Source organism: Dactylosporangium aurantiacum (genome assembly GCF_000716715.1).
Lineage (GTDB): Bacteria > Actinomycetota > Actinomycetes > Mycobacteriales > Micromonosporaceae > Dactylosporangium > Dactylosporangium aurantiacum.
Genome location: NZ_JNYJ01000029.1, coordinates 107,829 through 133,628, shown reverse-complemented (window position 1 = coordinate 133,628; position 25,800 = coordinate 107,829). Strand labels below are relative to the sequence as shown.

Sequence of the window (25,800 nt, the reverse complement as noted above, 5' to 3'; positions counted from 1 at the left end):
TGAAGGTGACCGAAGGATCACATGGCTTCAAAGATGAGTAACGACAATGCAGACATTAAGTACAGGCGATGTCGGTACTCAAACGCAGCGGGTTCCGGCATCGCCGGAGCTCGGAGTTGGGCAACCGTCAGTGCGCTGCGGTCGTGCCTAGTCCGGCCGTCGGTCGCCGACGCTGCTCGTAACTGCGGTGGGAGCGTCGACAGGCATCGTGCAGGCGGAGGGCCGCGATGGCGGGTCGCAGTTTTGCGGTGCTTCGATCAGCACGGGTACACGGTGGCGCCGGCGGCATCCTCGAGGTGTAGCGGCAACCTCTGGTCTTCGCGGCGTGTGCCCGGCAGGGGAGTGCGGGCCGGCGCGAAGCGAAGGCGATCTGGGATGGGCGGTGCACGCGAACCGCATCGCAGTGCCGACCTCGAAACCGAACGGGGGCGCCATGATGTCCGTGTCGTCGGAAATCGTCACATCACGGTGACCCGTTCTGCCCGGTGAAAGCCCGCAGGAATCGCAGTTATCCGACCCTCCCCGTTCCGGCGAGTTCGAAGCGAAGTGCAAGTCCTTACGGAGCAGGCTTGGGCGCGGGATTTCACAAGCCGTCCACCTCGCAACCGGCGGCGCCCGCACCGAACAAAGGCCCCGTGGAGTCGCGTTGCATTTGTTAACCGCACAGAGGCGTGTTGCTGTCTTAATCTCCGCCGCACGTGCATCGATTAGAGATGGTTACGTTGCTTGAAAGAGAGGGGTTCCCCATAGCTGACTCGAGTTTCGGCATGCGGTTGCGTGCTGCGAAAACAGGGGGAACAGCGTGGTTGACGCCACTGCCCACGAATCGGATGGAATGTACGATGGACGGACGGCCGCGCGGCCGTCGGAAAATGGTAACAAAAGTCGCAAGGTCAATTCGACCGCGGGTGAAATTTCGTTCCATTTGGAAATCTTAGCCATTCCCGGAAGAGAGGGAGAGGCATTGCAGGCGGTACAGGCTCGCGCCGTTCGCGATGCCCTGCTGTGGGCCATAGAGCAGCAGCTCGCGAACAGCCCTGGGGAGGGAACGTGACAACCGAGCTAGTTGAAGCGGGCGATGCGGGCGCCGACGTCCTTGACTGGCTGATGCAGATGGCCGACCGGCACCGGCCACACGACGACACACCGACGATCGTGCCGGTCGCCTTCCTCGCTCGAACCTCGACCGAGGACCGGCAAGACCCTACACTCGCTATCCCGCGACAGCTCGACAGCGTGAACGTCAAGCTTCCACCGGGCTTCGTCATCGTGGCCCACTTCTATGACGTCGAATCCGGTAGGACGCTGCTGAATTTGCGCGGCCAGAGCAACGCGTACCAAGCCTTCGACATCCCAGTGCCCCGCGACGGCAGCATCGCCGACCTGCTCGCAGAGGCCCAACGGCCAGACCGTCGCTTCGTCGCTGTCGTCTGCGAGTCCATCGAGCGCATCGCTCGCACCACCTACTACGGGACGAAGATCGAGCACGAACTCGAACAAGCCGGCGTCGCCCTGCTCGCCGCCGACGAGGGCATCGATCGCGACGCCGTCCGCCCAACCGGAACCGGCGGTCCGAAGAACGCCACCTCCGTTCTCACCCGGCGAGTCAAGCAGGCAATCTCCGAATGGTACGTCCTGCAGATGCTGGAGCTCTCGTGGAAGGGCTTCATGCAGCACACCGCACAAGGCTGGAACATCGGGAAGCCGCCATACGGATACATTGGCGAGCGCCACCCGCACCCGGTAAAGGCCAAGCGCGAAGAGGGCATCACCAAGCACCGCCTCCTCAGAGACCCAGTGCGTGGACCGGTCGTAACACAGATCTTCGTATGGCGAGCGCTGGAACGCCTGTCATATCAGCATCTCGCCGACCGATTGAACACCGACCTCGACCGATATCCGCCTCCGGTGCCGGTCGAACGGGACTCCTACAACATCGCTATCGGCGCATGGACACCCACGGCGGTACGGGACATTCTCAACAACCCCAAATACACCGGCTTCATGGTCTGGAACCGGCGCAAGCGCTCACGGCCAGACCGAGGGATTAAAGGCCGCGTGAACCCGCCTACCGAATGGGTATGGTCGCCCGGCATCACGCACGAGCCGCTGACCACCCGCGCCCATTTCGACGCAGCGAGCCCTGTCGGACGCTACCGGCAAGGATCTCGGTCGAAGGCGACGAACAACGCCCACCCGGAAACCAAGCGCAGCTACCGGTATCGTTCTTACATCAGGTGCGACATCTGTGCGCGACGCATGTTCGGCAAGACACGCAAACGGAAGACGCGTGCCGATGACACCTACTACGCATGCGTCACCAAGCGCGAACATCACAAAAAGGAGACATGGTACGAAATCCATCCGCCCGCGCTCACCGTGAACGAGGATGTGATCGACACCTTCGTTGCACGGTTCTTCAATGAGCGGATCTTCGGCGTGCATCGGCTCGACTACCTCGAAGGGCCGACCGAGCAGGCGATCCATTCCGACAGCGAGGCAACTGCTGCGAGGTGCGCTCGGCAGATAGATGATCTCGATGCGGCTAACAAGAACCTGATCGCGTCGCTCCAACAGATGACGAGCTCGGGTGATCCAGAGATCGACGCACAGTGGCGGGCCGAGATTCAGCGGCAGTTCACCGAGAATGCGAAGCGGAGGCAGGCGCTCGCTGCTGAGGTCGAAGAGTTGGCCAAGGCCGCCCGACCGAAGAGGGTCGGAGCGCGCGAGCTGGTAGACCAGCTACCCCAGGTTGAGCTGAACGTGCTCGACCTACCGGAGGAGAAGCTGCGGCAGTTGTTTGATGCTTTCCAGCTAGAGATCAGGTACGACCGGCACCTTCAGCGGATCACGCTACGGGTCGCCGTACGGGCGGAGATGGTCGATGTCATCCGACAGGCGGCAGCGGAGGCCGCGGCCTCGAGCCCTCCGGTACTGAGGCAGCGACAGCCAGGTGAAACAGCAGGGGCGGACGCTCCCGCGTCCGCCCCTGTAAGTCGTTCCCATGTTCTACGTGCCCCCGGCAGGATTCGAACCTGCGCCCCCGCCTCCGGAGAGATATACCGTCCACGTTCGCCCGAAGCATGCTGAGCTGCAGGAGTGTCACGCATTTCCATACGCCTTGCCTGAGCTTAGGGGCGTATTGGGGTGGGCTGAGGGGTTTTCGCTTCCTACGCGGAGTCGAGATCACTTAAGCATGGGTCCTGAAGATGGTCGCCGCGGAGTGCGCAGGTGACGCGTCTTCGAGCGTCGCCTCAGGTGTTACGCCGGTTCGCCCCGGTTGGGGTCGTCTCCGCAATACTGCCCGTACCTGTGGGTGTAGAAGCTGCGCCACCGAGTGGGATGGCTACCGTCGCCGTCGTCCTCGATCCTTCTTCGGCCGTTGCTTGCTTGTTGTGTTCACGCCATTTGCCTTCTGAAACCAACGGGTTGATTCGCGGCTCTTGCCTTCAGCCGCGGCAAGAGCCGCAAGTAGAAACGCCGCATGAATATGGCCGTTATTGTAGGCCGTCAGTAAGTATGGTCGTGCATCAGCGGTTCGGTCTTGGTCGAGGAGCTGCTGGCCAATCCAGCAGGCCGCATGAATGTGGCCTTGTCTGAATAGTGGAGTTAGAAGGTTGATGCCGGCCTCTTCGTCGCCTCGCAGGAAGAGCAATCTGCCGAGACTGCATATTGCAGCGGTGCGATCCTGATGCCCGTTGGCCTTTGTCGCTATTTCGTAGTAGCGTATCGCCTCATCGTGGTCCCCTTCAGACTCGCGCAGCTCCGCGACTATTCGCGCATGTTTGTATGAACCTTCTTCCACTGCTGCTAATGCGTAGGGGATCGCCTCTGCTAAATTGTTCAGGTCGTAGAGAAGATCAGCTGTCAAAGCGGATGCGCGGGGAACCTTCGCGTCGGCGGCTCGCTTCGCCCAAATTAGCCCTTCTTCTCGCTCATCCTTTGCGACGAGCGATACGGCAAGGTGGAAGGCCGCACGGTCACTCCCGTCTTCGACAAGCTCGTGGAAGATCTGCCTGGCCGCATGGTGATCCACGTGTTCGTCGAGATGGATTGCGTACCGAAGTTTGGCGTTCTCGTGGCCAAGTTCGATCGCTCTTTGAAACCATTGGGTGGCCTCCTCATACTCTTTCCGCCGTTCATGTGTGACTGCGGCACTGAAGGCGGCTATGTCGCGGAAAGGCGCCTTACCCTCTATGTTTGCAACTTTTTTCCAGACTTCTAGCGCCTCATCCTGGCGATCGGAATCGGCTAAGACCCACCCAAGCTGAATGCCAGCCGGAATTTCTCCCTCGCTCCAAGAGAGGCGAAGGCATTGTTCTGCCTCTTCGATACGGCCGGTTTCAGCCAGAAGTCTACCGAGTCCGCTCGTATTTCCAATTTCTTTGTCGGCTGCCGCCTTGCGATGCCACACCTCGGCTTCTTCAATATCGCCATTTTCCTGCAGAAGTAAGGCGAGGTGAAACATTGCATGACCGTTTCCGCCTTCTGCCGCTCTTCGATACCAGGTTTGTGCCTTTTCTTTTTCCGCTTCATTTTCGAAGAGTAGTCCGAGTTCGGTCGCCGCCTCAATTTGCCCCAACTCTGCAGCTCGTGTCAGCCAAGAGAGTGCTTCGCCGGTTCGTTCCAATCTGCGAAGTATGCGGCCAACGTTCATAGCAGCAGTCGCGTCGCCTTGCTCCGCAAGATTTTCCCAGATCTGCAAACCGATGTCGGCCCTATCTTGACCCATTGCAGAGGTTGCGATGCGGTGAAGCATCGTTGCGTCGTTGGCGGCATGCTGTTTAACCGCCTCCCATGTGAAGTCCGGAACGGGCGCACTATCGTTAGAACGCTCTACGGCATCGGGGAGATAGTCGAACACCCTGAAACCAGTACCGTCTTTCGACGGCAGTAGGAGGCTTGTGACCCCATTCCGCCTTCGCTTCGCCCACTCTATGGCCTCGTCGAATGACTCTGGGGCCAAGAGAAATCCGCCAGCCTCTTCGAGGTAGTGCTCGTGGACTTCGCGCAGTAGTGACTCTGGAATCGATTGAGAGACGCCTGCGCGAGTGCAATCAATTGCGGCGTGCACAATTGCCGCACCTCGTGCGTTACCTCCGGCCCCCCATGCCAATTGCCATTCTTCGAATAGGGTAGGCCCGGCGGCAAGGTATTCAGAGATTCCGAACCGATCTGCCTGCTTGGATGCTTCCAGCATGCGCGCATCTTGGGTCGAAACGGCTTTCGCTATTTCTCCTACGCTCCATCGTCGAGGCAGTAGGATAGAGTCCACTTGATTCAATAGGTGTTCGACGGAGACTAAGTCAACATGATGCCCGTGCGCCGATTCTTCGGACTTTACCGCGCCGCGCAACAGTCGACGGCGCTCTTCCGCTCGAAGTGTAGCGACGATTACCACTCTGGATCGGCGGAGCACTGCGACAATGGAGGAGGTAAGACCATTTTGGCCTAGGAATCGCTCAAGATCGTCGAGCCATAGTAGGAATGGCTCCGAACAAGTCGCAAGGCCCGGCAGCATTGCTTGCATGTCTGCGATATTTTCCGGCGAAAGAATCCTATGGTCTGGCATCGAGCGAACGATCGCTTCATATGCTGTCCGGGACTTTCCCGCGGTCGAATCGCCAACGATAAGGATCAGTCCGCCGGCCTTGATTGCGTTCTTGAGTCGCGCGTCGAGTCTGCCGTCGATGTCGCGTTCGATATATGGTGGAACCGCGCTGCTTCGAAATATGGGTGCGCGTTTTACTCCGAGGTCGAGCGGATCAACCTCGCGTACGAAGGGTGCAGACGTGGGATCGGTCACCCATGGTAGCGAGATGGGAGTGGTCGAGAAGAAGACGTTCTCGGCGTTGACCTGCTGACCGTGACCCTGTTGAAAGAAGCGCGAGTTTTCGCTAGCGTGCCCATGGACCTGATGCGTCATCTTGCGCCTCTTATCCTTGGTTGTGCTGAACTCCCTGCCCTTGCTGGAAGACGCGAGCGTGGTCCTTGGCTTCAGCGCTAACAGAGACACTGCCAGCTGAAAATCGAGATTGGCCTGTCTCCGAAATCAAACCGGCTTCCTTTAGTTCCTCGACAAACCTGGCAAGTTCCACGGCAATATCAGGGTCGTCTTCAAGGACATCTGCAATGCGTGTTCTCCAAGCCTCGGCATGCCGGGCTTCGACCGGTGCCAGCTGGGCGGCGGGGGTTGACGACAGTTCACGCTGCGTTTCGTCTAGTCGGCGTTCGATCGCGCGCGATCGGTCGCTGTCCGCTCTTCCCAGGATTCCTGCGACGCGTGCCTTAATCTGTTGCCAGGCGTCCGTCATGGCGGCACCGACGAGTCCACCGCTTGCGGCTGAAGCGAGCGTCATGAGCGCCTCAGATAGGGCCATTCCGGCTCTCCTCTCGTCCATTGGAACGCGACGGCTCCGTCTAGCCCGGCGCTGGCATGTATTCCGGATCAGTTCCGCTGCGATCCTACACGGAGAGAAGTGATCAACGCTTTGACCGATGAAGTCTTCCACCGATTGGGCGCGATCATGCTCGGAATATCGACCGCTGGTGGCACTCACGGCCGCTTGACTATTGAGCCTCGTTCTGATCATCCCGCAGGGTTCGGCCGTCGGGCGAGTTCGGCGCGTTTCGCTCGCTGCCCGACGCTACGAACGAGCCTCGTTGCGGCACGGTGAACACAAGTCCTCGGTCGCGGAGAAGTTCGACAGCGCGGCGAGCGGTCCCCCGAGCCACGCCAAACTCCTGCTGGATCGCGAGTTCGCTTGGGATCGGCCGGTTGGGCCGTAGCTCGCCGGCCTCGATGCGTTGCTGGATGATGTCGGCGATCTGTACGTAGACAGGCGTGGGACCGTCTGGATCGACCATGCCAGCAAGGTAGATATGCAGGGACATCGGCGATCCTTCAACTACGTATCTAGACGTACATGTACGTACAGCAGTACAGTTGCGGCAGGGCACCGCAGTGCCTCGGTTCGCCTTTAGATCGGCATACTGCACCGGCATCTGAGCTGTTGCGTGGCGATCGGTGGCGTCCGGCTGGCCTTGCGACGCAACAGGTGGAGGTGTCGTGCGAAAGATCGCGGCTATCGAGACCGCAGAGTCTGCCCAGCAGAGCCCGGAGTATGCCCTGGACCTGAGCCTGATCACCGCCAAGTCGTTGTGGTTGGGCGGCGACGTGGTCCTGGTCCTTGATGACGGGCGTAGGCGGGTTCGCTTTGGTGCGGGTGGTCAGCCTCTCGATGCCGTTCGTGGCGCGCTGCGTTTAGGTGCCGCTGCGGCGGCGCATGGTCGGTTGCTGGCGTCTCGGCTGGAGCGAGACAACGACGTGCGCACGATGGTGCATCTGCCTGAGCGGCCCACCTGGGTCTGCCGGCGCTGCGGCGGTGCGTGGCCCTGTCAGACACAGCGCCGGCAGTTGGTGGCGAAGTTCGTCGACGCGCCCGAAGTCCTGCTGACGCTGATGACGGTGCGGTACGCGGAGGCGACCGAAGACCTTGGCATTGCTGAACTGTTAGAGATGGATCAACGGTTCCTGAGTTGGATACCGGCAGCACCGCCGCCGGATGAGCGCGCAGAGGAGCGCTAATGGAATGCCACGACGACAGCGACACGGCGCTCGCCGAGTCCGCGCCTGCCTGCACCGTCCCGTTTGACGAGCGCGCCGGCTGTGGGGTGAACGTCGAGCGGTTGCTGAGCGGAGAACGGTCGCTGATCGGCATTACGTTCGTAACGCGGTCAGGAGGGGATCTGCCGCATGACATCACCCTGGATCAGGCGTTGCATCTGGTGGTGCAGGTTGCTGACGCGATCCGTGATGCCCGGTCGAGTGAGGTCGAGCGGCTACCGCTGGCGGGCTGATGGCAGCAGGGCGGCGGCGATGTCGCCCATGCTGGTCAGCACGATGTCGGCGTGGGCGTCGGTGAAGCGTTGCACCTTGGGTGGCTTGTTGGCGTAGGCAATGACCGGCACGCCGGCGTTTTGGGCACCCTCGATGTCGAAGAGCGAGTCGCCGATCAGGACGGATGCGGCCGGCTCGACGTCGACCGCGGCGGTGGCTCGCCAGATCGGCTCTGGGTTGGGCTTCATCCGGTCGGGCTGGGCGTAGGCGCGGCCGGCGATGTAGGCGATGTGCTGCTTGAGGCGGTGCGCGTCCAGGTATGCCTCGATCGCGGCGGCGGAGTTGTTGCTGACGATGGCGACCGGTTTGCCTGCCTCGCGGGCGGTGATGATGACCTCGCGGCCGTACGGCTCGGGGATGGCTGAGGCTGCGGCGAGCAGCTCGGCACGGCAGAGCGCGTCTTCGACTTCGCGGGTGAGTTCCGGCTTGCCGAGCGTGGCTGACCAGCGAAGCACTTCCATCGGGTCGGTCTCCGTGCGGATGTCGTCGCCGAGCTGGACGCCGCGGGTGTCGAGCAGGTTCAGCAGCTCGGCAGCGATCATCGGGGCCGGGTAGCCGCCGAAGATGCTGCATACGGGGCCGTCGAAGTCGAGGAGGATGGCGCGGCTGCGGTCCAGGAGTGCGCGGAGTGCTTGGTGGTCGGTCATCCCTGGTACTCCCTGCCGATGCTGTCCCAGACGGAGTTGAACCACTGCTTGGACGCTGCTACGAACTGGGTGCCGTGGGAGGTGTCTTCCTCGCTCACGGCGTAGTTGAACAGCGGGACGTCCTTGCCGAGCAGGTCGTAGATGGCGATCGGCTCGCCTTTGTGCGCCACGGTCCGTTCGGTGACCGGGTAGAAGCCGAAGAACACTTCGCTGTTGTTGATGATGTACAGCTTGAACAGCGGCGACGCGGAGTGCAGCCGCACCTCCACCGTGGCGGCCTGGACCAGGCCGAGGTCGCCCAGCTCGTGAACCTGGTCGACGATGCCGTCGAGGGAGCGATGGGAGATCCGCTCCATACGTTCCCGAACGATTGGGTCATCGGCGCCTGTCTCGGCGCGGGCCGGGAGCGCTTGAGGGACGCCCATGTCGGAGACCAGGACGCGGATCGCGATGGTCTTCGGGGCGAGTTGGCCGGCGCGGACGCGGTCGAGGACTTCGGCGAGTGCGCCTTGCAGGGTTTCGCCGAGAAAGCCGGCGAAGTCGATGCGGACGTCTTCGCTCTCGAACGCCGCTTCCAGGTGTGGGCGTAGTTCGACCGGGCGTTGGGTCTGGGCGCGGACGAACACGCCGCTTCCCTGCCTGGAGACGATGAGCCGCTCTCCGCGTAGCGCGTCGAGTGCGCGTTTCACGGTCTCGCGGGCGACGCCGTAGTGCTTGGACAGGTCCGGCTGTGAGGGGAGTTTCTCGCCGGGCGCAAGGCGTTTGGTCAGGATCGCTGCGCGGAGTTGGCGGGCGATTTGGTTTGCGGCGCCGGTGGAGTCGTCGGGGTCGAGTTCGCCCAGGTAGTCCAGGTCGTCTGGCATGGCCGCATCGTACCGCCTGACTAGCCAGACTAGAAAACTTCGATCCGCACTCTTGACCTGTCTAGCCAAGCGCATCTACCTTCATCTCACGGCACTTGCCTAGCCAAGCGCATCAAAACTAGGGAGTCTGTTGTGAGGTACCCCGAGGAGTGGGTGGAGCCCACTGCTGCGGATCTCGCCGAGATCGAGCGAGAGTCGGACCTGATCGACGCGGAGATCGACCTGGTGCAGGCCGAGATCCTGCTCATCACGGCCGAGCCCGGCCCGACCGTCATCGACTGGCACCGGGTGCGGCGCGCCGAGGCGCGGGTCATGCGGGAACTGCTCAAGCTCCGCGCGGCCGGCGCGGGCGTGAAGGCGGTGGCGGCATGACGAAGACCGGACGTGGTTGGGCGTACGCGGGTGCGGCGCTGGGCGGCGTCGTGTCCGTCGCGGCGAACGTCGCGCATTCCTTCGTTCCGCCGGCCGGCAGTGACGCGGACTGGCTGCCCGAGTTCGGCGCCGTCGTCGGGGCGGTGTTCTGGCCCGTCGCGGTGTTCGTCGCGGTCGAGATCCTGGCGCGGGTCGCCTGGCCGAAAGGCAAGCGGTGGGCAGGGCTGCGATTCCTCGGACTGCTGCCGGTCGCGGCGGTCGCAGCGCTGGTGTCGTACCGGCACCTGTCCGGACTGCTCAACTTCTACGGCGAAGACGACCTGACCGTCTTCCTCGGACCGCTCGCCGTCGACGGGCTGATGGTCATGGCAACCGGCGCGCTCATCGCAACCGGCGCACGCCGCACCACGACCGTTCCCGCGCCGCGCGTCGGGCGGACGCCGATCGTGGAGGTCGACCCGATCCCGCAGATCGAGCCAACGCCGAAAGTCCAGGCACCCGCGCCGCCGGCCGAACCAGTCCAGGCGGTCCGGAAGCCGGCGCCGAAGCGGCAGCCGTCCGCCGCCGCGCGAGTGGCCTCGGCAGTCGCGCGGAGTCCCAAGGCGAGCGACGCGACGATCGCGGCCCGGCTAGGGCTGAGCGAGGCGACCGTGAAGCGGCACCGTCGACAGGCTGTTGACAGCGTGTCGACGCCCGCCGAGCCGTCCGCGCCGACCCTCAAAGCCGCATGACCACCGTGCACGGCACGCGATCAGCGATCCACGCGACGAGTCGTCACCTGTAGCTCTGCCCGGAGCGCGGCCAAGGTTCCTAGGCCGAGAGGCCGCGCTCCGGCCCCTCACATGGAGGAAGCCTCATCATGCACAGTGAAGACCCCCAACACCCCCCGATCGACTGGCAACGACACGAAGAAGAACTCGCCGACGTCGTACAGCCCCCGCTCAACGACGACCAGGGCGACGAGCACGACGCGCCCGTTCTGGTCGACTCGGCGAAGGCGCAACAAGGTCCGCGGCTCGGCGCGACGATCCGCCGTGGCGAACGCCGCCCCGTGCTGCCCGGCTGGCTGCGGTCTGGCGCTGAACTGGCGTACACGCTGCGCTGGTTCACCGGCTACCTCGGGCACGTCCTGGCCTACCACGCGGTCCGCATCCCGAAGTACGCCGGCAAGCTCGTCCTCCGCGCACCGCGCGGACTGTTCAAGGTGATCGGCGGGTTCTTCCGGTGGCTGTTCGACCTGGAAGGCGAAGCCGTCCGGCAGGCGACCGTCCGTACCGAGGACGCCGAGGCGTACCTCAAACTGTCGCGGCAGCGGGACCGGCGGGTGCGGTGGCGGGGGATCGTGGCCCTGTTCCTGTTCGCCGGGCTGGCGGTTGGCGCCGTGACGCTCGCGGTCGGCCCGTACTGGTGGCGGTGGGCGGCGCTCACGGTGGCGGTGGCAGTGTTCGGCGCGGTCGGCGCGCCGGCGGATCGGCCGCTGCTGGACACCGCTGTGGTCCGGCCGCGCGTCGCGGCGCTCACCTCCGATGTCGTGGTCCGGGCGCTGTCTGTCCTCGGCGTCGCCGGGATCAACCAGGCCATCGCGAAGCATCCGAAGGCGATCGGGTTCCCGGCGCCGATCACTCGTGACGGCCCCGGCTGGCGCGCGGACGTCGATCTGCCGCCCGGTGTCACGGTTGGCGAGGTGATGGACCGCAGGGACAAGCTCGCGTCCGGCCTCGGCCGTCCCCTCGGGTGCGTCTGGCCGGAAGGCAACGCGGACGTCAGTCCGTCGCGGCTCGTGCTGTGGGTCGGTGACGAGTCCATGGCGGCATCGCGTCAACCGGCGTGGCCGCTGCTGAAGGCATCCACCGTGGACGTGGCGAAGCCGTTCCCGTTCGGCACCGACCCGCGCGGCCGGCTCGTGCACATGGAACTGCCGTACACCAACGTCCTGATCGGCTCGATCCCCGGCTACGGCAAGACCGCCGCGATCCAACTGCCGATGCTCGTCACCGCCCTCGACCCGTACGCGGAGCTGTGGGGCTACGAGTTCAAAGGCACCGGCGGCCTGGACGCGCTCGCGAAGGTCTGCGCCCGATACGCGTCCGGCGCGGACGACGACACCGCCGAGGCCGGCCTCATCGCGCTGCGGGAACTGCGCGCCGAGTGCCAGCGACGCGCGGCGATCATCAAGCGGCTGCCGAAGGACGTGTGCCCGGACAACAAGGTCACGCCCGAACTGGCGCGCCGGATCAAGGGCCTGCACTGGCTGGTCGCGGGGTTCGACGAGTGCCAGGAGCTGTTCGCCCATTCGGAGTTCGGCAAGGAAGCCGGCGAACTCGCCGAGAAGATCATCAAGCTCGGCCGCGCGCTCGGCGTGATCCTGCTCCTCGCGACCCAGCGGCCGGACGCGAAGAGCCTGCCGACGGGTGTCTCGGCAAACGTGGGGACGCGGTACTGCCTGCGGGTCATGGGCCAACTGGAGAACGACATGGTCCTCGGCACGTCCAGCTACCGCAACGGCATCCGCGCAACCATGTTCGCCAAGAAGGACAAGGGCGTCGGATACCTGGTCGGTGCGGCCGACGAGGCGCAGATCGTGCGGACGTTCTACCTCGACGGCCCCACCGTGGAGAATCTCGCCGCCCGCGCTGACGCAGCACGGCATGCCGCCGGCACGCTCACCGTGGCGCCGGCCGAGACGACCGCGGTTCGGCGGGACACGGTCCTGGAGGACACCCTCGCCGTGATCCGCGCCGACGAACCCAAGGTGTGGATGGAGACCCTCGTCGCCAGGCTCGCCGGCCTACGACCCGAGGTCTACGGCGACCTGACGCGGGAGCGGCTCGGCGCGGCGCTCAGGCCGTACGGGATCTCCACGACGCAGGTGTGGGGCACCGACCCAGACACCGGCAAGTCCGCGAACCGGCGCGGCGTGGAACGGCCCGCCGTCGCTGACGCGGTAGCCGAGCGTAACCGGCGGCGAGGGGATCAAGCCGCCTGAAGTGCCGCTAGGTCTAGCGGCCGGCGCTGCTAGACCTAGCACCCCCACTAGCACCCAATCTAACGCCTGATCAGCGTGCTAGTTCCTAGCGGCGCCGACCCCGCATGCCCTCAAACCGCCCCGTGGAGGCGTTTCGTGGACTCCCTCGCCCTGCTAGCCACCCTCGCACTCGCCGGTTACGCAACGTTGTACATCCTGGCCTGCGCCGCGTTCCCGTTCGGCAACTGCCGCCGTTGCAAAGGCACCGGCAAACTCCGCAACCCGTTCTTCCGCCGCATGTTCCGGCTCTGCCCCCGCTGCGACGGCACCGGCCGCCGAGTCCGCATCGGCCGCCGCGTCTACGAGTACCTGCGCAGCGAGCACCGGAACGGCACCCGATGAGCCGCCGGTCGCTGCGCACCGGCGAGCACCCCGACTGGTGCGCCGGCGGTCACCGGTGCGGCCTTGGCGAGCACCGCGCCGATCCGGTCGTCGCCGAGGTGCGCGGCCTTGGCCGGGCGTTGCTGACGCGGGTCCGTGCGACGGACGGCAGGGAGCACGCCGAGGTGACCCTCACCGTCGCCCTGTCCGATGCCGAGCCGTACGCGCGGGTCCAGCTCGGCGGGCTGCTCGCCGACCTGAACACCGTCATGCGCCGCGTCACCCGTGCCAGTCGCCAACCTCGCCGCTGATCGCCACCCGGAAGGACTTCCCTCGTGACCCGACCAACGCACGACCATGCGGCCGAACAAGCCGTCCTCGGCGCCGCGCTGCTGGCGCCGCACGTCGTCGGCGACCTGGCCGCCGTGCTCAACCCGACCGACTTCCACCGTCCGGCCCACGCCACGCTGTGGCAGATCCTCATCGACCGGCACGCCGCCGGCCAACCCGTCGACCCCATCACCATCGCCGCGTACCTCACCGAGACCGGCGACCTCGGCAAGGTCGGCGGTGCCGGCTACCTGCACACGCTCATGCAGGCCACGCCCAGCGCGGCGAACGCCGGCCACTACGCGGGCATCGTCGCCGACCACGCTCGTCGTCGGCAGGTGGTCGAACTGGGCGCGCAACTGGCCCAGCTCGCCACATCCGGCGCGGACGTGGCCGACGTCGTGGCCGCCGGTCGCAGCATGCTCGACACCGCGACCGGCGGCGGCTGGCCGGCACTAATCCCGCTCGGCAACGGCCGGCACCTGCCGACGTTCCCGGCCGAGGCACTGCCGGGCTGGGTAGCGGAGATGGCGTTCGCCGTCGCCGAGTTCACCCAAACCCCGGTCGACGCCGCCGGCTCAATCGCCCTCGCGGCGCTGTCGACCGCCGCCGGCGGGCGGGCCGAGGTAGAGGTACGCGGCTCGTGGCGGGAGCCGACCAACCTCTACACAGTCGTCGTCCTCCCGCCTGGATCCCGCAAGTCAGCGGTGTTCGCCGCGATGACCGGCCCGCTCCTAGACGCCGAGCGCCGACTCGTGGAACTCGCCCGGCCGGCGATCGTGGAAGCGGAACTCGCGGCCAAGGTCGCCAGCAAAGCCGCCGAACGCGCAGCCAACGCCGCCGCGAACACCGACGACCGTGGCGCGCTGCTGGCCGAAGCGTCGGCCGCTGCCCAGGAAGCCGCAGAGGTGGTCATACCGGCGCTGCCGCAGCTCGTCGCCGATGACATCACCAGCGAGACCGCCGCCGCGCTGCTCGCCGCTCAGGGCGGACGGTTGGCGGTGCTGTCACCCGAGGGTGGCATCTTCGCCACTATCGCTGGCCGGTACTCCGGAACGCCCAACCTGGAGGTGTTCCTCAAAGGCCACGCCGGCGACATGATGCGCGTCGGCCGGCTCTCCCGCGACGCCAACCACATCGACCGGCCCGCGCTTACCCTCGGCCTGGCCGTCCAGCCCGAGGTCCTCCGCGACATCGCGCAGATGCCCGGATTCCGTGGCCTCGGGCTGCTCGCCCGGCTGCTGTTCGCCGTGCCGGTCAACACGGTCGGCTGGCGCAACGTCGATGTCGACCCCGTGCCGGCCGAGGTTGCAGCGACATACGCGGCGAACCTGACCACGCTTGTCCTCACGCTCGCCGACTGGACCGACCCGGCCGTCCTGCCGCTGACCCCGGACGCCGACGCCCGTGTCCTGGACATCCAGCGGGCTGTGGAGCCTCGGCTCAGACCGGGCGGCCCGTGGGGACACATCGTGGACTGGGGCAGCAAGTACACCGGTGCTGTCGTCCGCATCGCCGGCCTGATCCATCTCGGCGAGCACCTCCGCGATGGCTGGGGCAAGCCGATCGACGCGACCACCCTCGATCGGGCCGCGCTCATCGGCGAGTACTACGCGGCTCACGCCCTGGCGGCCTTCGACGACATGGGCGCCGACCCGACCACCCGCAACGCCCAAACGATCCTCGCCTGGATCGAGCGCACCGGAACCACGGCGTTTACGAAGCGGGACCTGTACCGCGCCGTCAAGAGCGCCCAGTTCGCCAACGTCGCAGACCTCGACGGGCCGCTCGGCGTGCTGGACGCCCATGGCTATGTGAGGCAGCTCGACCCGCCGGCCCGGTCAGCCAAGGGCGGTCGACCACCGTCGCCGAGCTTCCTCGTCCACCCCGACGTGCACCGGCCGGCGGGCACGGTCCACGCCCTCGACACGCACCGGCGGGCCGCTTGAAGCCAGTGACAGAACTGCCACAACCGACACAACCCACGACCGGCCGACGTTCTGTCAGTTCTGGCAGTTCTGTCACGGCCCGTGCCGACCGACGCACCACCGCCCAACCGGCCGACATCGCAACGGGGGAACTGCCGATGCCAACGAACCTGAGCGCCCGCGCCGCCCGCGGACTGCTCACCATCGCCGACGTCTGCGCCGAGCTGGGCGTGTCCCGCTCGACCTTCTACGACTGGCGCGCCAAGCGGAAGGCGCCCCCGTGCGTGAAGCTGCCGAACGGCGACCTCCGCGTCCGGCGCACCGACCTCGACCGCTGGCTCGAATCGCTTGAGGACGTGGCCGCCTGATGAAGACCACATTCGACGTACGGATCTGGAAAATCGACGTCTACAAGGGCACGGAGACCACCACGTACAAGGTCGTATGGGTGGTCGACGGCCGGCGCAAGAAGGAACCGTTCAAGACTGCCGCGCTCGCCGAAAGTTTCAGGTCCGCACTTGTCACAGCGGCGCGTAAGGGCGAGGCGTTCGACATCGAGTCTGGCCGCCCGGTGTCGATGCTCAGGAACGACAACACGATGTCCTGGTACGACTTCGCCTGCAAGTTCGTCGACATGAAGTGGCCGCACGTCGCCGCCACCACCCGCCGAACCCACGCCGAAGCGATGACGGCCATCACGCCGGCGCTGCTCACCAGCACCCGTGGCAAGCCCGACGACAAGCTGATCCGGAAGGCACTCAGCCGGTGGGCGTTCAACACGCAGCAACGCGGCGCCGAGGACAATCCGCAGGACGTCGCCGACGCTCTGCGATGGATTAGCCGGAACACCCGGCCCGTCTCTACGCTCGCTGATCCGAAGGTGCTCCGTCCGCTGCTGAACTCGCTCGCGGTCCGTCTCGACGGTCAGCCGGCCGCGCCGAGCGTCGTCAGCCGGCGCCGGAAGATTCTCAACACGAGCGTCGAGTACGCGGTGGAACTCAAGCTCCTGGACGCGAACCCGATTCCTGCCCTGAAGTGGAAACCGCCGAAGGCCGTTCAGGTAGTCGACCGGCGTGCCGTACCGAATCCGGTCCAGGCGCGGACGCTGATCAACGCCGTGAGATTCAACGTTCCCAGCGGGGCCAGGCTGGCCGCCTTCTTCGGATGCCTGTACTTCGCCGGAATGCGACCGGAGGAAGCGGTTGCCCTCAAGCTCGCAAATCTCCACCTGCCAAAGGAGGGTTGGGGCGAATTCGAATTCGGCGAAGCCGAGCCACACGCCGGCAAGGAATGGACCGACAGCGGCGAGAACCGCGACCGGCGGCAACTCAAGCAACGCGAGGTGGGGGAGCGGCGGACCGCGCCATGCCCACCCGAACTGACCGCACTCATTCACTGGCACCTGGAGGAGTTCGGGACCGGCGCCGGCGGCCGGCTGTTCGTGGGCGAGCGCAACCGCAACGAGCTGCCCAAGCGCACCATCACCACGACCTGGCGCTTGGCCCGCGAGCACGTCTTCATCTCCGAGGTCGTGGAGACGCCGCTGGCGAAGCGTCCCTACGACCTGCGGCACGCGGCGGTCTCAACGTGGCTCAACGGCGGCGTACCACCCACCGACGTTGCCCTGTGGGCCGGTCAATCGGTCGAGGTCCTGTTTCGGATCTACGCGGCCTGCCTGGACAAGGGTACGGAGATCCTGCGCCGACGGGTGAGCGCGGCGCTGGGGTACTGACGCCCCAGCGCCGCCCCCGCTTGGGGGTCTACTGGGGTTGGACCACTGATCATGGCGGGATTCAGCCGGACGAACAGCGAAGCCCTGGACCGCGTACTTGCTGGTCAGGGCTTCGTATTGGCTGTGAGAGCCACTCCAAGAAGTGTGGCCCGGCGAGATACATCCCTAACCTGCTCCTCCCAGGGCCGTCTGACAATCGCTGCCGACGTGCCAATCGGATAGTTGGTCGTCCCAGACCACCCGGCTATCGCATGTTGATCTCGAAGCCATGTGTCGCCTCCGGCCCGGTGAACCACCGGGCCGGAGCTGTACGTCGTGGCGGGGCAGCGAGCCGCTCATCCTTTGCTTGACCATTGTCGTGCTCGCTCGATCATTCTGGGTTGGGGTGCGCGTGGAGGTGCTCCGAGCCGGGGCGGGCTCGGGACATCATTTGCGCTTGGGCTTTCGCCGCCGGGCGGTCGTTCGGTTCTTGAGTGGTCTGTTGAATCCATCGGAGAGGATCATTTCCGGCGGCGCAGTCACTTGGAGCAGCGGGGCGTCTGCGAGTAGCTCGGCGTCGATCGCTGACTGCTGCGGGTTGAGGAAAATGTTCTGGTACGCGTAATAGGCGGCGAACGCGTTGACAAGCTGGGCGCGCTCGACAGACCCACGAAACCGCTCCGGCATCGGTCGTGGCTCTAGAGCTAGTATGAGCAGCATGGAAGGGTTCAGTGGGAACCAGATCTCGTCAGCGTTACCCACACCCTGACCCCGCAGCGGACTGGGGTTGCGTTGATAGAGCATGACGGGCTCGTCGCAGGTGATCAGGATCGGCTCGTCGAACATGCACAGGTACCAGTGTCGGCGCATGAGACTATCTAGCAGTTTGTCTGCCATCATGCCCATCATGCGAATATGATCATTCGGATCCGGAACGAACGAGTACCTGTCTAAGTTCGCGACGAGGTCTGCCATTTCAGCGGACGCGTCCTGATTCGCATGACCGCGTCGGTCCTCAAGCAGGCGCTTGCTGCTGTTCCTGTCGAGCCCTGAGAGCTGAATTTTCATGGAGAAGTCAGCTAGGGTTTCGATCACTCGGCGCTGCCGCTTGCCGCGTACTTTTTGGAAAGCGATAAGGGTGGCGATCTCGTGCTTGTCGTCGGGTGGCGGCGGGAACTGGCCGGACTGAGGGTGCGTAATTCTGCCGATCGCGCCACTGGCAGCCGCTTCGATCACCCCGAGAGCCTGCTCCATGCGGCCGGCAGGGTTACCGTCAAGATCGATATAAGTATAGAAGTCAGTTTCAGCGCTGGCTGTCTTGGGAACCGTCGTGTACCGGCGACCACCTGGCTTTTCTACGACGTCGATGCGGCCGTTGGTGTCTGCCCAGTATTCGAGGTAAAAACGGGGCACGGTGTGATGCCGAGCACCTACGAATTGGTTCGGGTCACCCGGCAGTGGCCACTCCTCGGCGTGGGTCTCCATCGGTTCAGTCCTCTCCAAGCAAGCCCCATGGATCTCGCGAGGTCCCAGGGCCGCCGCCTTTACGCAACGACTCATACGGTGTTCGAGGATGCTCGCTGGCGAGCACTGTCGGCAAGTCCTTTGTGCAAGCGTCCGCATGCGCGGAAACCGGAAGCCAAACCCATGGGCACCTCGGTCTTGACTGGCTACAGGGAATCCGAGCTACGCCGCCACGGCGGAGCGTGCCGAGTCAGCTGAGGTCGAACACGACGGCGACCGATGGACGGTTCCCTTCACCGTTTGATGCGCCAACGCGTCGGGCCTGCAGCCATGGCGGAAGGGAAGCATGGATGCCCTGTTCTGGCGGCATGGCAGTTTGGCCGTATGGCGTGTCGGACATGCTGCTGTTTTGCGCCGGTCTTACAGCTGACAAGACCCAATCCCCGAGAAGCGACTCAATAATAGGGATGCTCGGACTTGCAGATAGCAGTCTGGACGATCTGTCCCGGAACAGATGGGACCATGGACGACTGAACTGTAGATACTCCTCCATTGCAAGACGGCCCTTCCGTGGCTCGCCTGCGTGGCGGCTGGCCACGGCGGCTGCCGGCGCGATCGCGCAGCCGAAGTCCTGCAATGCAGCATGCGTGCAGGGACTCGTTCCTGCCTGGTCCCACGTTGGCGTCAGGTTCCTCGGACAAGTGATATTCGGTACGCCATCAGGCCAGGGGCCGTCCCAGCCATTGTAAAAGCAGTAAAAGGCCCAGACGTTGTCCTGCCGCGCCTGTTCGAGTAGCAGGTGGTATTGCCGTTGGCCGCGGACACGGTGTCCGAGCTGGGCGTAACTGCCGTCGTCGAGCTTCTTTGCTTGAAACCGGATGCCGAGCCAGCCGATGCTGCTGCTCCCGATCCACCACTCGAAGTCAGCTCCGTTGGTTGGTTCCTCAGACTTGTCGAACTTGTACACCTCGACCTCGGGCGCGAGTCGGTCAAGCTCGAACAAGTTGTGATCGGTGATCGACTCTTCGCCGAAGGTCAGCCCTCGTAGCGGCCCGACCGTAATTTTGTGCCAGGTTTGGGCCGCGAGATCATCGAGTGTGTCCGCCACCGTGGTCACGTTCTTGTCGGCATTCAGCTCGTGCGGTGCATTGCGGGGCATCCGATCAGCGCCCGCTCTTCAGTGCCCGCCACGTTCGCAGAACGTGTGGGCCAGCTACGAAGAGAGCCCGCTCCAGGTCGTCGCCGCGCCTGCCAGGCTCCGCCGCCCAGCTCGTTGCCGTTTCGATGTATCGCCTGTACAGATCGGCAGACGCGCGGATATCCCAGTCGCCGGCAAGAGCCCAGAATGACCACGCGGTCCACCGGTCGGCGATGAGCGGCCCATAACCTTCAGCGCGGTCGTACCCGGCGAAGTAGGCAAGCTTGGTACCGAAGGCTGGGCCGAGCCCGCGTAGGCCCTGACCGCCCATCAGTACCGTCCAGGTTTGCTCAGGTGAGCCAGCGGACTCCTGAAGCTCGTCGACCAACCTGGGTATCTGCGCGCTGCCATCTTGGCCGAACAATGCGCGAGTGCGATACCAGCCGTACCCGCTCAACCCATAACCCCATGCCATCGAAGCTACGAAGAGGTCGATTGGCCTACTCCTGACGGAGAAGACATGCTCGCGTGTGATTAAAGTTCGACCGGACAAGAGCGTCAGCCCGTCCGCGATGCGATCGACAACGGCGACCAACGGTGTCCCAGCCAGGCCGTTACGCCACGCCGCTACGTCCCAGCAAACGCCATGCTGGTCGGTGGGCTCTGCCCAATGTCCGACGATCTCCTTGAGGATCCCGAGTACTGCTGCGGGCGCCGGCTGTCGAGAAGCCGCCCGTCTCCGAACGACGTCAGTCAGCCTTGCCGTCCAGGTAGGATCTGCCACAGCATCGATTGTGCCGCTGATGAGACTCGCCGCCAGCCGTCGAGTCGCACATATGCCTCGTTGAATGGTCTCCGATCCATGTGGGACTGATGGCGTTCGGCGCCGGCTTCCATGCGTGCGCAGGTCGCCGGGTTCGTGCCGCCGCCGACAAGTCTGGCGGCCGAGTGGTCGTCACCGCGTACCTGTACGCCGTCTGCCTCGACAAGAGCGTGGAGATCCTGCGCCGACGGGCGAGCGGGGCGCTGGGGTACTGACGCCTAGAGGCGCCCCCGCTTGGGGGCGTATTGGGGGTGGACCGCCGATCATGGCGAGATTTGGCCAGTGACAGCCGGACATACGAGCGAAGCCCTTGACCGCATACACGCTGGTCAAGGGCTTCGTTTTCGCTGATCAGAGCCACTTCGAGAAGTGTGCCCCCGGCAGGATTCGAACCTGCGCCCCCGCCTCCGGAGGGCGGTGCTCTATCCCCTGAGCTACGGGGGCCTTGCGGCCTCGCAAAGGATAACAGATCCGCTGTGGCGCCTGGGTCAGGAGGGGAGGGGTTGCGCGCCGAGGTCTTGGAGCTTCTCGGTCAGCGCGGTGATGTCGTACTGCTGGGACACGCGGATCTTCTCGGCGGCGTCGCGGACCTCGGCGGTGGAGGCCTTGGCGGCGGCGGTCTCCGACATGTGGATGCCGCCCAGGTGGTGGCGCAGCATGAGCTGGCACCACATGGTGTCGAACTCCTTGCCGGTGAGCGACTTGAGCTTCTTGAGCTCGTCCTGGGACGCCATGCCGGGCATGCGGCCGTCGGGCTGCAGGGCGTTGGCGCCGTCGGGCATCCAGGCCATCGGGGTCTTGTCCGTGTTGGGGGACAGGTGCCACTGGGTCAGCCAGGTCTGCATCTGGCCGATCTGCCACTGCTGGCTGGTGGCCATGTCATAGCCCAGGGTGCGGATGTCGTCGGTGGAGCCGAGGCGGTACGCGAACATCGACATCTCGACGGCCTGGGTGTGGTGGACGCTCATGTCGCGGGCGAAGCCGGCGTCGACCGAGCCGTCGCCGGGGGCGCGCAGGGTCGGGATGAGGTACCCGACCGAGACGCCCACGGCGAGCAGGAGAACGGCGGCGAGCACGCCCAGGGTCAGGCGTGCCCGCGCCGTGAGTTGTCCGAACATGGTGTGGTGACTCAGCCGCCCGAGGTCATGCCGGTGTTGCCGCCGTCTTTGCCCAGGTCGCGGGGGACGGTGCCGGTCTCGGTGATGATGTCGCCGCTGGAGCAGGGGGTGCCGGGCTCAAGGCTGGCGTTCTGGCGCAGCGCCTTGATGAACTCGTCGATGCGGCCGTCGCTGGCCTTGTCGACCTGGAGCTGGAAGCCCCACGCCTGCAGGGAGATCGGCTTGGCCTGGCCCTCGTAGGGGCTCATCATCATGTAGTCCTTGCCACGGACCTTCTTGGCGAGGGCCTCGACCTGGTCGGCCGGCAGGTTCGGCTGGTACGTGATCCAGACCGAGCCGTGCTCCAGGGCGTGCAGGGCGTGCTCGGTGGCGATCGGGGCGGTGTACACGTCGCCGAGGCAGCGCTGCCAGTTCTGGTTGTGGTTGCCGGACACCGGCGGGTTGGCGATGCTCAGGTCGTACTTCTGCGGGCCCCACACGTGGCTGCGCTCTTCGGTGTACGCCTTGTTGATCTTGAAGTAGTCCTTGATGCCGTCGATCCGGTCGGCGCGCTCGCGCACGGTCAGACCGTTCTCGTTGACCTGCCAGACGGCGAAGCCGACGATGCCGAGGGCCAGCAGGCCCACCACCGAGAACAGGATGATCGGGCCCCACGCGGCGCCCTGCTTCACCTTGACCGGGGCGACCTTGCGGGCCGCCGGGCGGCCGGCGGGCGCGCGCTTGCCGGCGGGCGTGGTCTTGCGGGCCGGGGCGGACTTGCGCGGGCTGGCCTTCGGCTTGCCCAAGGAGACCGGCGCCGACTCCTCGACCTCGTCGACCTCGTCGACCGCGTCCTCGTCGCCGCCCTGCTTCGGCTTGGCGCCGGCCACGGGCTTCGTCGACGGCTTGCGGTTGCCGCCGCCGTGCTGGGTGCTCATGCTCATGTCGTCGCCTCGCAACGCTCAGCGTGGTGCTCGCTCATCGGGCCTCGTCTGGTCAACGGTCGGGGGGTCGGGCGGGACGTGCGGGGTTCGGTGACACCGCCGGAAGCGGCCGTCCCGCATTGTGACCAGCAGAACGGGCCGCCGCCAAGTACCGGAGTCTACCCCCGATAGCATTTGTCGGTGACTCCCGCTGAACTCGCCGTAGCAGTCCTCGAAGCCGCCAGGGCGGCGCTTACTGAGCGTGACCTCGACGCGTCCGTTCTTCCTGCGACGACCAGCGTGGAGCGACCGCGAAACCCGGAGCATGGTGACTATGCGTCGAATATCGCCCTGCAGTTGGGCAAGAAGGTCGGGCTGAGCCCGCGCGAGCTGGCCGCCGCGGTCGCGAAAAACTTGCAGGAAACTCCCGGGATCGGTGCGGTGGAGATCGCCGGTCCGGGGTTCCTCAACATCCGGCTGTCGGCGGGTGCCGCCGGCGCGCTGGCGCGCATCGTGGTGGAGGCCGGCCGGGCGTACGGACGCAGCGACACCCTCGCCAAGGAGAAGATCAACCTGGAGTTCGTCTCGGCGAACCCCACGGGGCCGGTCCACCTGGGGCACACCCGCTGGGCCGCGGTCGGCGACGCGCTGGGCCGGATCCTGGCCGCGGCCGGCGCCGAGGTGACCCGCGAGCACTACATCAACGACGCCGGCGTGCAGATGGCCAGGTTCGGCGAGTCCGTGCAGGCCGCGGCCAACAACCGGCCGACGCCGCCGGACGGGTACCCGGGCGAGTACATCCAGGACATCGCGCGCCAGGTCGTCGCGGAGAACCCCGATATACTGAACAAAACGGATGAAGAGCAGCAGATCGCCTTCCAGCAGGAAGGCTACAAGGCGATGCTCAAGGAGATGCAGGACAGCCTCGAGCGGTTCGGCGTCCACTTCGACGTCTGGTTCTCGGAGAAGACGCTGCACGACGGCGGCGCGGTCGAGCACGCCCTCGACGAGCTGCGCAAGCAGGGCCACGTCTTCGAGGCCGACGGCGCCATCTGGCTGCGCACCACCGACTTCGGCGACGACAAGGACCGGGTGCTGATCCGGTCCAACGGGGAGAAGACGTACTTCGCCGCCGACGCCGCGTACTACATCAACAAGCGCGAGCGGGGCTTCGACCGCTGCATCTACATGCTCGGCGCCGACCACCACGGCTACATCGGCCGGCTGAAGGCGATCGCGGCGTGCGCCGGCGACGACCCGCAGCGCAACATCGAGGTCCTGATCGGCCAGCTGGTCAGCCTGCTGCGCGGTGGTGAGCCGGTGCGGCTCAGCAAGCGCGCCGGCACCCTGATCACGCTCGACGAGCTGATCGAGGTCGTCGGGGTCGACGCCGCCCGGTACTCTCTCGCGCGCTCCTCGACGGACTCGCCGCTGACCCTGGACATCGAGGTCATCACGCGGCAGAAGAACGACAACCCGGTCTTCTACGTCCAGTACGTCGGCGCGCGGACCGCCTCGGTCGCCCGCAACGCCGCCGAGCTGGGGCTGCACCGCACCGACACGTTCGACGCGGGCCTGCTCGTGCACGACAAGGAGCTCGACCTGCTCAAGGCGCTCGGCGACTTCCCGGCCGTCGTCGCCACCGCGGCCGAGCTGCGCGAGCCGCACCGCGTGGCACGCTATCTGGAGGAGCTGGCGGGGGCCTACCACCGCTTCTACGACAACTGCCGGGTCCTGCCGCAGGGCGACGAGCCCATCACGGAGACCAACCGGGCCCGGCTGTGGCTCAACGACGCGACGCGCCAGGTCATCGTCAACGGGCTCGACCTGCTCGGCGTCTCAGCACCGGAACGGATGTAAGCGACATGCGCGCACATGAGGCCGGCGCCCTGCACGGCGACCTCGGCTCCACCGGACCGTCCTGGCTGCGCACGCCGGACGACGTCAACGCCCTCGTCCCGCAGCTCTGGCCGAAAACGGTCAAACGCGGTGCGACCGGCGCGATCGAGGTCGGATCCGTAAATATCCGGAAGATCGCCGAGGAGCACGGCACGCCCGCCTACGTCTTCGACGAAGCGGACTTCCGCAGCCGGTGCAGGGCGTTCAAGGAGGCCTTCGGCGGCGCCGAGGTCTTCTATGCGGGCAAGGCCTTCATCGCCACCCACATCGTCAGGATCCTCGTCGAGGAGGGCCTGTCGCTGGACGTCTGCACCGGCGGCGAGCTCGCCGTGGCGCTGCGCGGCGGCATGCCGCCCGAGCGGATCGGCCTGCACGGCAACAACAAGTCCGTCGCGGAGCTGACCAGGGCCGTCGAGGCGGGCGTCGGCCGGATCATCGTCGACTCCTTCGACGAGATCGACCGGCTGAGCGCCATCGCCCGGCGGACGGCGACCAGGCCGAAGGTCATGGTCCGGGTCACCGTCGGCGTCGAGGCCCACACCCACGAGTACATCGCCACCGCCCACGAGGACCAGAAGTTCGGCTTCTCGCTGTCCGGCGGCGCCGCCGCGGAGGCCGTCGACAGGATCCTCGCCGAGGACGTGCTGGACCTGCGCGGCCTGCACTCGCACATCGGCTCGCAGATCTTCGACACGTCCGGGTTCGAGGTCTCCGCCCGGCGGCTGCTGTCGCTGCAGGCCGCCGTCCACGACAAGCACGGCATCGAGCTGCCCGAGCTGGACCTCGGCGGCGGGTTCGGCATCGCGTACACGACGCAGGACACCCCGGCCGAGCCCGCGGACCTGGCCACGAACCTGATGCGGATCGTCAAGCAGGAGTGCGCCGCGCTGCAGCTCAGCGTGCCCCACCTGTCGATCGAGCCGGGCCGGGCGATCGTCGGGCCGGCGATGTTCACCCTGTACGAGGTCGGCACCGTCAAGGACGTCGACGGGATCCGCACGTACGTGAGCGTCGACGGCGGCATGAGCGACAACATCCGCACCGCGCTCTACGACGCGGCCTACTCCGCGACCGTGGCCGGCCGGACGTCCACCGAACCGCCGATTCTCGCCCGCGTGGTGGGAAAACATTGCGAGGCCGGGGACATCATCGTGAAGGATGAGTTCCTGCCGGCCGACGTTCAGGCCGGAGATCTTCTTGCGGTGCCGGGCACAGGGGCCTACTGCCGCAGCATGGCGAGCAACTACAACCACGTCCCCCGTCCGCCGGTCGTGGCGGTGGTTGACGGGGAGTCGCGGGTCATCGTCCGCCGGGAGACCGAGGACGACCTGCTCAAACTGGACGTGGGGTGACCATGAG

General features: G+C 65.7%; 24 protein-coding genes and 1 tRNA gene. 14 read left to right on the top strand and 11 right to left on the bottom strand.

Annotated elements, in window-relative coordinates; all coding sequences use genetic code 11:
* Positions 1–802 precede the first annotated feature (802 nt).
* Together OP18_RS55705 and OP18_RS29635 are read left to right on the top strand one after the other, a co-directional pair.
* Positions 803–1,054 carry a hypothetical protein gene (locus OP18_RS55705; protein ID WP_245635564.1) on the top strand — a complete coding sequence of 84 codons (252 nt, stop codon included), beginning with the start codon at positions 803–805 and terminating at the stop codon, positions 1,052–1,054.
* A complete protein-coding gene (locus OP18_RS29635) occupies positions 1,051–3,090 on the top strand; it encodes a recombinase family protein (protein ID WP_245635563.1) in 2,040 nt (679 codons plus the stop codon). Before OP18_RS55705 ends, OP18_RS29635 begins: the two co-directional genes overlap by 4 nt.
* Before the next feature lie 256 nt (positions 3,091–3,346).
* On the opposite strand, the gene OP18_RS57725 is transcribed toward OP18_RS29635, so the two are convergent.
* From OP18_RS57725 to OP18_RS29625, 3 genes are all read right to left on the bottom strand, one after another.
* Entirely contained in the window at positions 3,347–5,926 is a 2,580-nt protein-coding gene (locus OP18_RS57725; protein ID WP_156089882.1) for an SEL1-like repeat protein, read from the bottom strand.
* A gap of 10 nt (positions 5,927–5,936) precedes the next feature.
* Complete coding sequence (locus OP18_RS57720) at positions 5,937–6,380, bottom strand: hypothetical protein (RefSeq protein ID WP_156089881.1); 444 nt, start codon at positions 6,378–6,380, stop codon at positions 5,937–5,939.
* A gap of 190 nt (positions 6,381–6,570) precedes the next feature.
* Positions 6,571–6,894: a GntR family transcriptional regulator gene (locus tag OP18_RS29625; RefSeq protein ID WP_063745629.1), complete on the bottom strand. Its 324-nt coding sequence runs from the start codon at positions 6,892–6,894 to the stop codon at positions 6,571–6,573.
* A 175-nt stretch (positions 6,895–7,069) separates the two neighbouring features.
* On the opposite strand from OP18_RS29625, the gene OP18_RS55700 reads away from it, so the two are divergent.
* Positions 7,070–7,588, top strand: coding sequence for a hypothetical protein (locus OP18_RS55700; RefSeq protein WP_052387538.1), 519 nt, complete (start codon positions 7,070–7,072; stop codon positions 7,586–7,588).
* Complete coding sequence (locus OP18_RS29615) at positions 7,588–7,860, top strand: hypothetical protein (protein WP_033362361.1); 273 nt, start codon at positions 7,588–7,590, stop codon at positions 7,858–7,860. Before OP18_RS55700 ends, OP18_RS29615 begins: the two co-directional genes overlap by 1 nt.
* Here OP18_RS29615 and OP18_RS29610 read toward each other — a convergent pair.
* Both OP18_RS29610 and OP18_RS29605 read right to left on the bottom strand, forming a co-directional pair.
* Positions 7,843–8,547 (bottom strand): HAD family hydrolase, encoded by a 705-nt coding sequence (locus tag OP18_RS29610; protein WP_033362360.1) that lies wholly within the window; start codon positions 8,545–8,547, stop codon positions 7,843–7,845. The genes OP18_RS29615 and OP18_RS29610 overlap by 18 nt on opposite strands.
* Positions 8,544–9,410, bottom strand: a complete 867-nt coding sequence (locus tag OP18_RS29605) for a GntR family transcriptional regulator (RefSeq protein WP_033362359.1) — start codon at positions 9,408–9,410, stop codon at positions 8,544–8,546. Before OP18_RS29605 ends, OP18_RS29610 begins: the two co-directional genes overlap by 4 nt.
* A gap of 42 nt (positions 9,411–9,452) precedes the next feature.
* Here OP18_RS29605 and OP18_RS29600 point away from each other — a divergent pair, with 42 nt between their 5' ends.
* The 8 genes from OP18_RS29600 (at position 9,453) to OP18_RS29565 (ending at position 17,118) form a co-directional block, all read left to right on the top strand.
* The gene (locus tag OP18_RS29600) at positions 9,453–9,782 is read left to right on the top strand and encodes a DUF6284 family protein (RefSeq protein ID WP_389253051.1); all 330 of its coding nucleotides are present in this window, start codon (positions 9,453–9,455) and stop codon (positions 9,780–9,782) included.
* On the top strand, positions 9,779–10,513 hold the full coding sequence (locus OP18_RS53250; protein WP_052387537.1) for a hypothetical protein: 735 nt from the start codon (positions 9,779–9,781) through the stop codon (positions 10,511–10,513). The genes OP18_RS29600 and OP18_RS53250 overlap by 4 nt, the downstream gene beginning before the upstream one ends.
* Positions 10,514–10,641: 128 nt before the next feature.
* Positions 10,642–12,768: a P-loop NTPase family protein gene (locus tag OP18_RS29590; protein WP_245635562.1), complete on the top strand. Its 2,127-nt coding sequence runs from the start codon at positions 10,642–10,644 to the stop codon at positions 12,766–12,768.
* A gap of 135 nt (positions 12,769–12,903) precedes the next feature.
* Positions 12,904–13,149 carry a hypothetical protein gene (locus tag OP18_RS29585; protein ID WP_033362357.1) on the top strand — a complete coding sequence of 82 codons (246 nt, stop codon included), beginning with the start codon at positions 12,904–12,906 and terminating at the stop codon, positions 13,147–13,149.
* Entirely contained in the window at positions 13,146–13,439 is a 294-nt protein-coding gene (locus OP18_RS29580; protein ID WP_033362356.1) for a hypothetical protein, read from the top strand. Before OP18_RS29585 ends, OP18_RS29580 begins: the two co-directional genes overlap by 4 nt.
* A 24-nt stretch (positions 13,440–13,463) precedes the next feature.
* Complete coding sequence (locus OP18_RS29575; protein ID WP_033362355.1) at positions 13,464–15,407, top strand: DUF3987 domain-containing protein; 1,944 nt, start codon at positions 13,464–13,466, stop codon at positions 15,405–15,407.
* A 137-nt stretch (positions 15,408–15,544) separates the two neighbouring features.
* Positions 15,545–15,754 carry a helix-turn-helix transcriptional regulator gene (locus tag OP18_RS29570; protein ID WP_033362354.1) on the top strand — a complete coding sequence of 70 codons (210 nt, stop codon included), beginning with the start codon at positions 15,545–15,547 and terminating at the stop codon, positions 15,752–15,754.
* Positions 15,754–17,118, top strand: coding sequence for a tyrosine-type recombinase/integrase (locus OP18_RS29565; RefSeq protein WP_033362353.1), 1,365 nt, complete (start codon positions 15,754–15,756; stop codon positions 17,116–17,118). Before OP18_RS29570 ends, OP18_RS29565 begins: the two co-directional genes overlap by 1 nt.
* 426 nt (positions 17,119–17,544) lie before the next feature.
* On the opposite strand, the gene OP18_RS29560 is transcribed toward OP18_RS29565, so the two are convergent.
* The 6 genes from OP18_RS29560 to OP18_RS29540 all read right to left on the bottom strand — a co-directional run bounded on the left by OP18_RS29560 (position 17,545) and on the right by OP18_RS29540 (position 22,563).
* Positions 17,545–18,582, bottom strand: coding sequence for a DUF4238 domain-containing protein (locus OP18_RS29560; protein ID WP_162189854.1), 1,038 nt, complete (start codon positions 18,580–18,582; stop codon positions 17,545–17,547).
* 229 nt (positions 18,583–18,811) lie between these two features.
* Entirely contained in the window at positions 18,812–19,720 is a 909-nt protein-coding gene (locus OP18_RS57715) for a DUF6615 family protein (protein WP_156089880.1), read from the bottom strand.
* A gap of 4 nt (positions 19,721–19,724) precedes the next feature.
* Positions 19,725–20,483 carry an 8-oxoguanine DNA glycosylase OGG fold protein gene (locus OP18_RS62645; protein ID WP_369335519.1) on the bottom strand — a complete coding sequence of 253 codons (759 nt, stop codon included), beginning with the start codon at positions 20,481–20,483 and terminating at the stop codon, positions 19,725–19,727.
* Between the two features lie 411 nt (positions 20,484–20,894).
* Positions 20,895–20,966 (bottom strand) — tRNA-Arg (locus OP18_RS29550).
* A 44-nt stretch (positions 20,967–21,010) separates the two neighbouring features.
* On the bottom strand, positions 21,011–21,640 hold the full coding sequence (locus OP18_RS29545) for a DUF305 domain-containing protein (protein ID WP_052387536.1): 630 nt from the start codon (positions 21,638–21,640) through the stop codon (positions 21,011–21,013).
* A gap of 11 nt (positions 21,641–21,651) precedes the next feature.
* Positions 21,652–22,563 carry a thioredoxin-like domain-containing protein gene (locus OP18_RS29540; RefSeq protein ID WP_063745628.1) on the bottom strand — a complete coding sequence of 304 codons (912 nt, stop codon included), beginning with the start codon at positions 22,561–22,563 and terminating at the stop codon, positions 21,652–21,654.
* Positions 22,564–22,743: 180 nt separating this feature from the next.
* Between OP18_RS29540 and argS the strand changes: the two genes are divergently transcribed.
* Together argS and lysA are read left to right on the top strand one after the other, a co-directional pair.
* Complete coding sequence (gene argS, locus OP18_RS29535; RefSeq protein WP_033362350.1) at positions 22,744–24,402, top strand: arginine--tRNA ligase; 1,659 nt, start codon at positions 22,744–22,746, stop codon at positions 24,400–24,402.
* Positions 24,403–24,407: 5 nt separating this feature from the next.
* Positions 24,408–25,793 carry a diaminopimelate decarboxylase gene (lysA, locus tag OP18_RS29530; protein ID WP_033362349.1) on the top strand — a complete coding sequence of 462 codons (1,386 nt, stop codon included), beginning with the start codon at positions 24,408–24,410 and terminating at the stop codon, positions 25,791–25,793.
* Positions 25,794–25,800: the final 7 nt, after the last annotated feature.

Bases quoted from the DNA above. Each gene is read 5' to 3' on its own strand.
- OP18_RS29590 (WP_245635562.1), top strand. From the start codon at position 10,642: ATGCACAGTGAAGACCCCCAACACCCCCCGATCGACTGGCAACGACAC.
- OP18_RS29605 (WP_033362359.1), bottom strand. From the start codon at position 9,410: ATGCCAGACGACCTGGACTACCTGGGCGAACTCGACCCCGACGACTCC.
- OP18_RS29625 (WP_063745629.1), bottom strand. From the start codon at position 6,894: ATGTCCCTGCATATCTACCTTGCTGGCATGGTCGATCCAGACGGTCCC.
- lysA (WP_033362349.1), top strand. From the start codon at position 24,408: ATGCGCGCACATGAGGCCGGCGCCCTGCACGGCGACCTCGGCTCCACC.
- OP18_RS57720 (WP_156089881.1), bottom strand. From the start codon at position 6,380: ATGGCCCTATCTGAGGCGCTCATGACGCTCGCTTCAGCCGCAAGCGGT.
- OP18_RS29565 (WP_033362353.1), top strand. From the start codon at position 15,754: ATGAAGACCACATTCGACGTACGGATCTGGAAAATCGACGTCTACAAG.
- OP18_RS29610 (WP_033362360.1), bottom strand. From the start codon at position 8,547: ATGACCGACCACCAAGCACTCCGCGCACTCCTGGACCGCAGCCGCGCC.
- OP18_RS57725 (WP_156089882.1), bottom strand. From the start codon at position 5,926: ATGACGCATCAGGTCCATGGGCACGCTAGCGAAAACTCGCGCTTCTTT.
- OP18_RS29560 (WP_162189854.1), bottom strand. From the start codon at position 18,582: ATGGAGACCCACGCCGAGGAGTGGCCACTGCCGGGTGACCCGAACCAA.
- OP18_RS29615 (WP_033362361.1), top strand. From the start codon at position 7,588: ATGGAATGCCACGACGACAGCGACACGGCGCTCGCCGAGTCCGCGCCT.
- OP18_RS29540 (WP_063745628.1), bottom strand. From the start codon at position 22,563: ATGAGCATGAGCACCCAGCACGGCGGCGGCAACCGCAAGCCGTCGACG.
- OP18_RS53250 (WP_052387537.1), top strand. From the start codon at position 9,779: ATGACGAAGACCGGACGTGGTTGGGCGTACGCGGGTGCGGCGCTGGGC.
- OP18_RS29570 (WP_033362354.1), top strand. From the start codon at position 15,545: ATGCCAACGAACCTGAGCGCCCGCGCCGCCCGCGGACTGCTCACCATC.
- OP18_RS29545 (WP_052387536.1), bottom strand. From the start codon at position 21,640: ATGTTCGGACAACTCACGGCGCGGGCACGCCTGACCCTGGGCGTGCTC.
- OP18_RS29580 (WP_033362356.1), top strand. From the start codon at position 13,146: ATGAGCCGCCGGTCGCTGCGCACCGGCGAGCACCCCGACTGGTGCGCC.
- OP18_RS57715 (WP_156089880.1), bottom strand. From the start codon at position 19,720: ATGCCCCGCAATGCACCGCACGAGCTGAATGCCGACAAGAACGTGACC.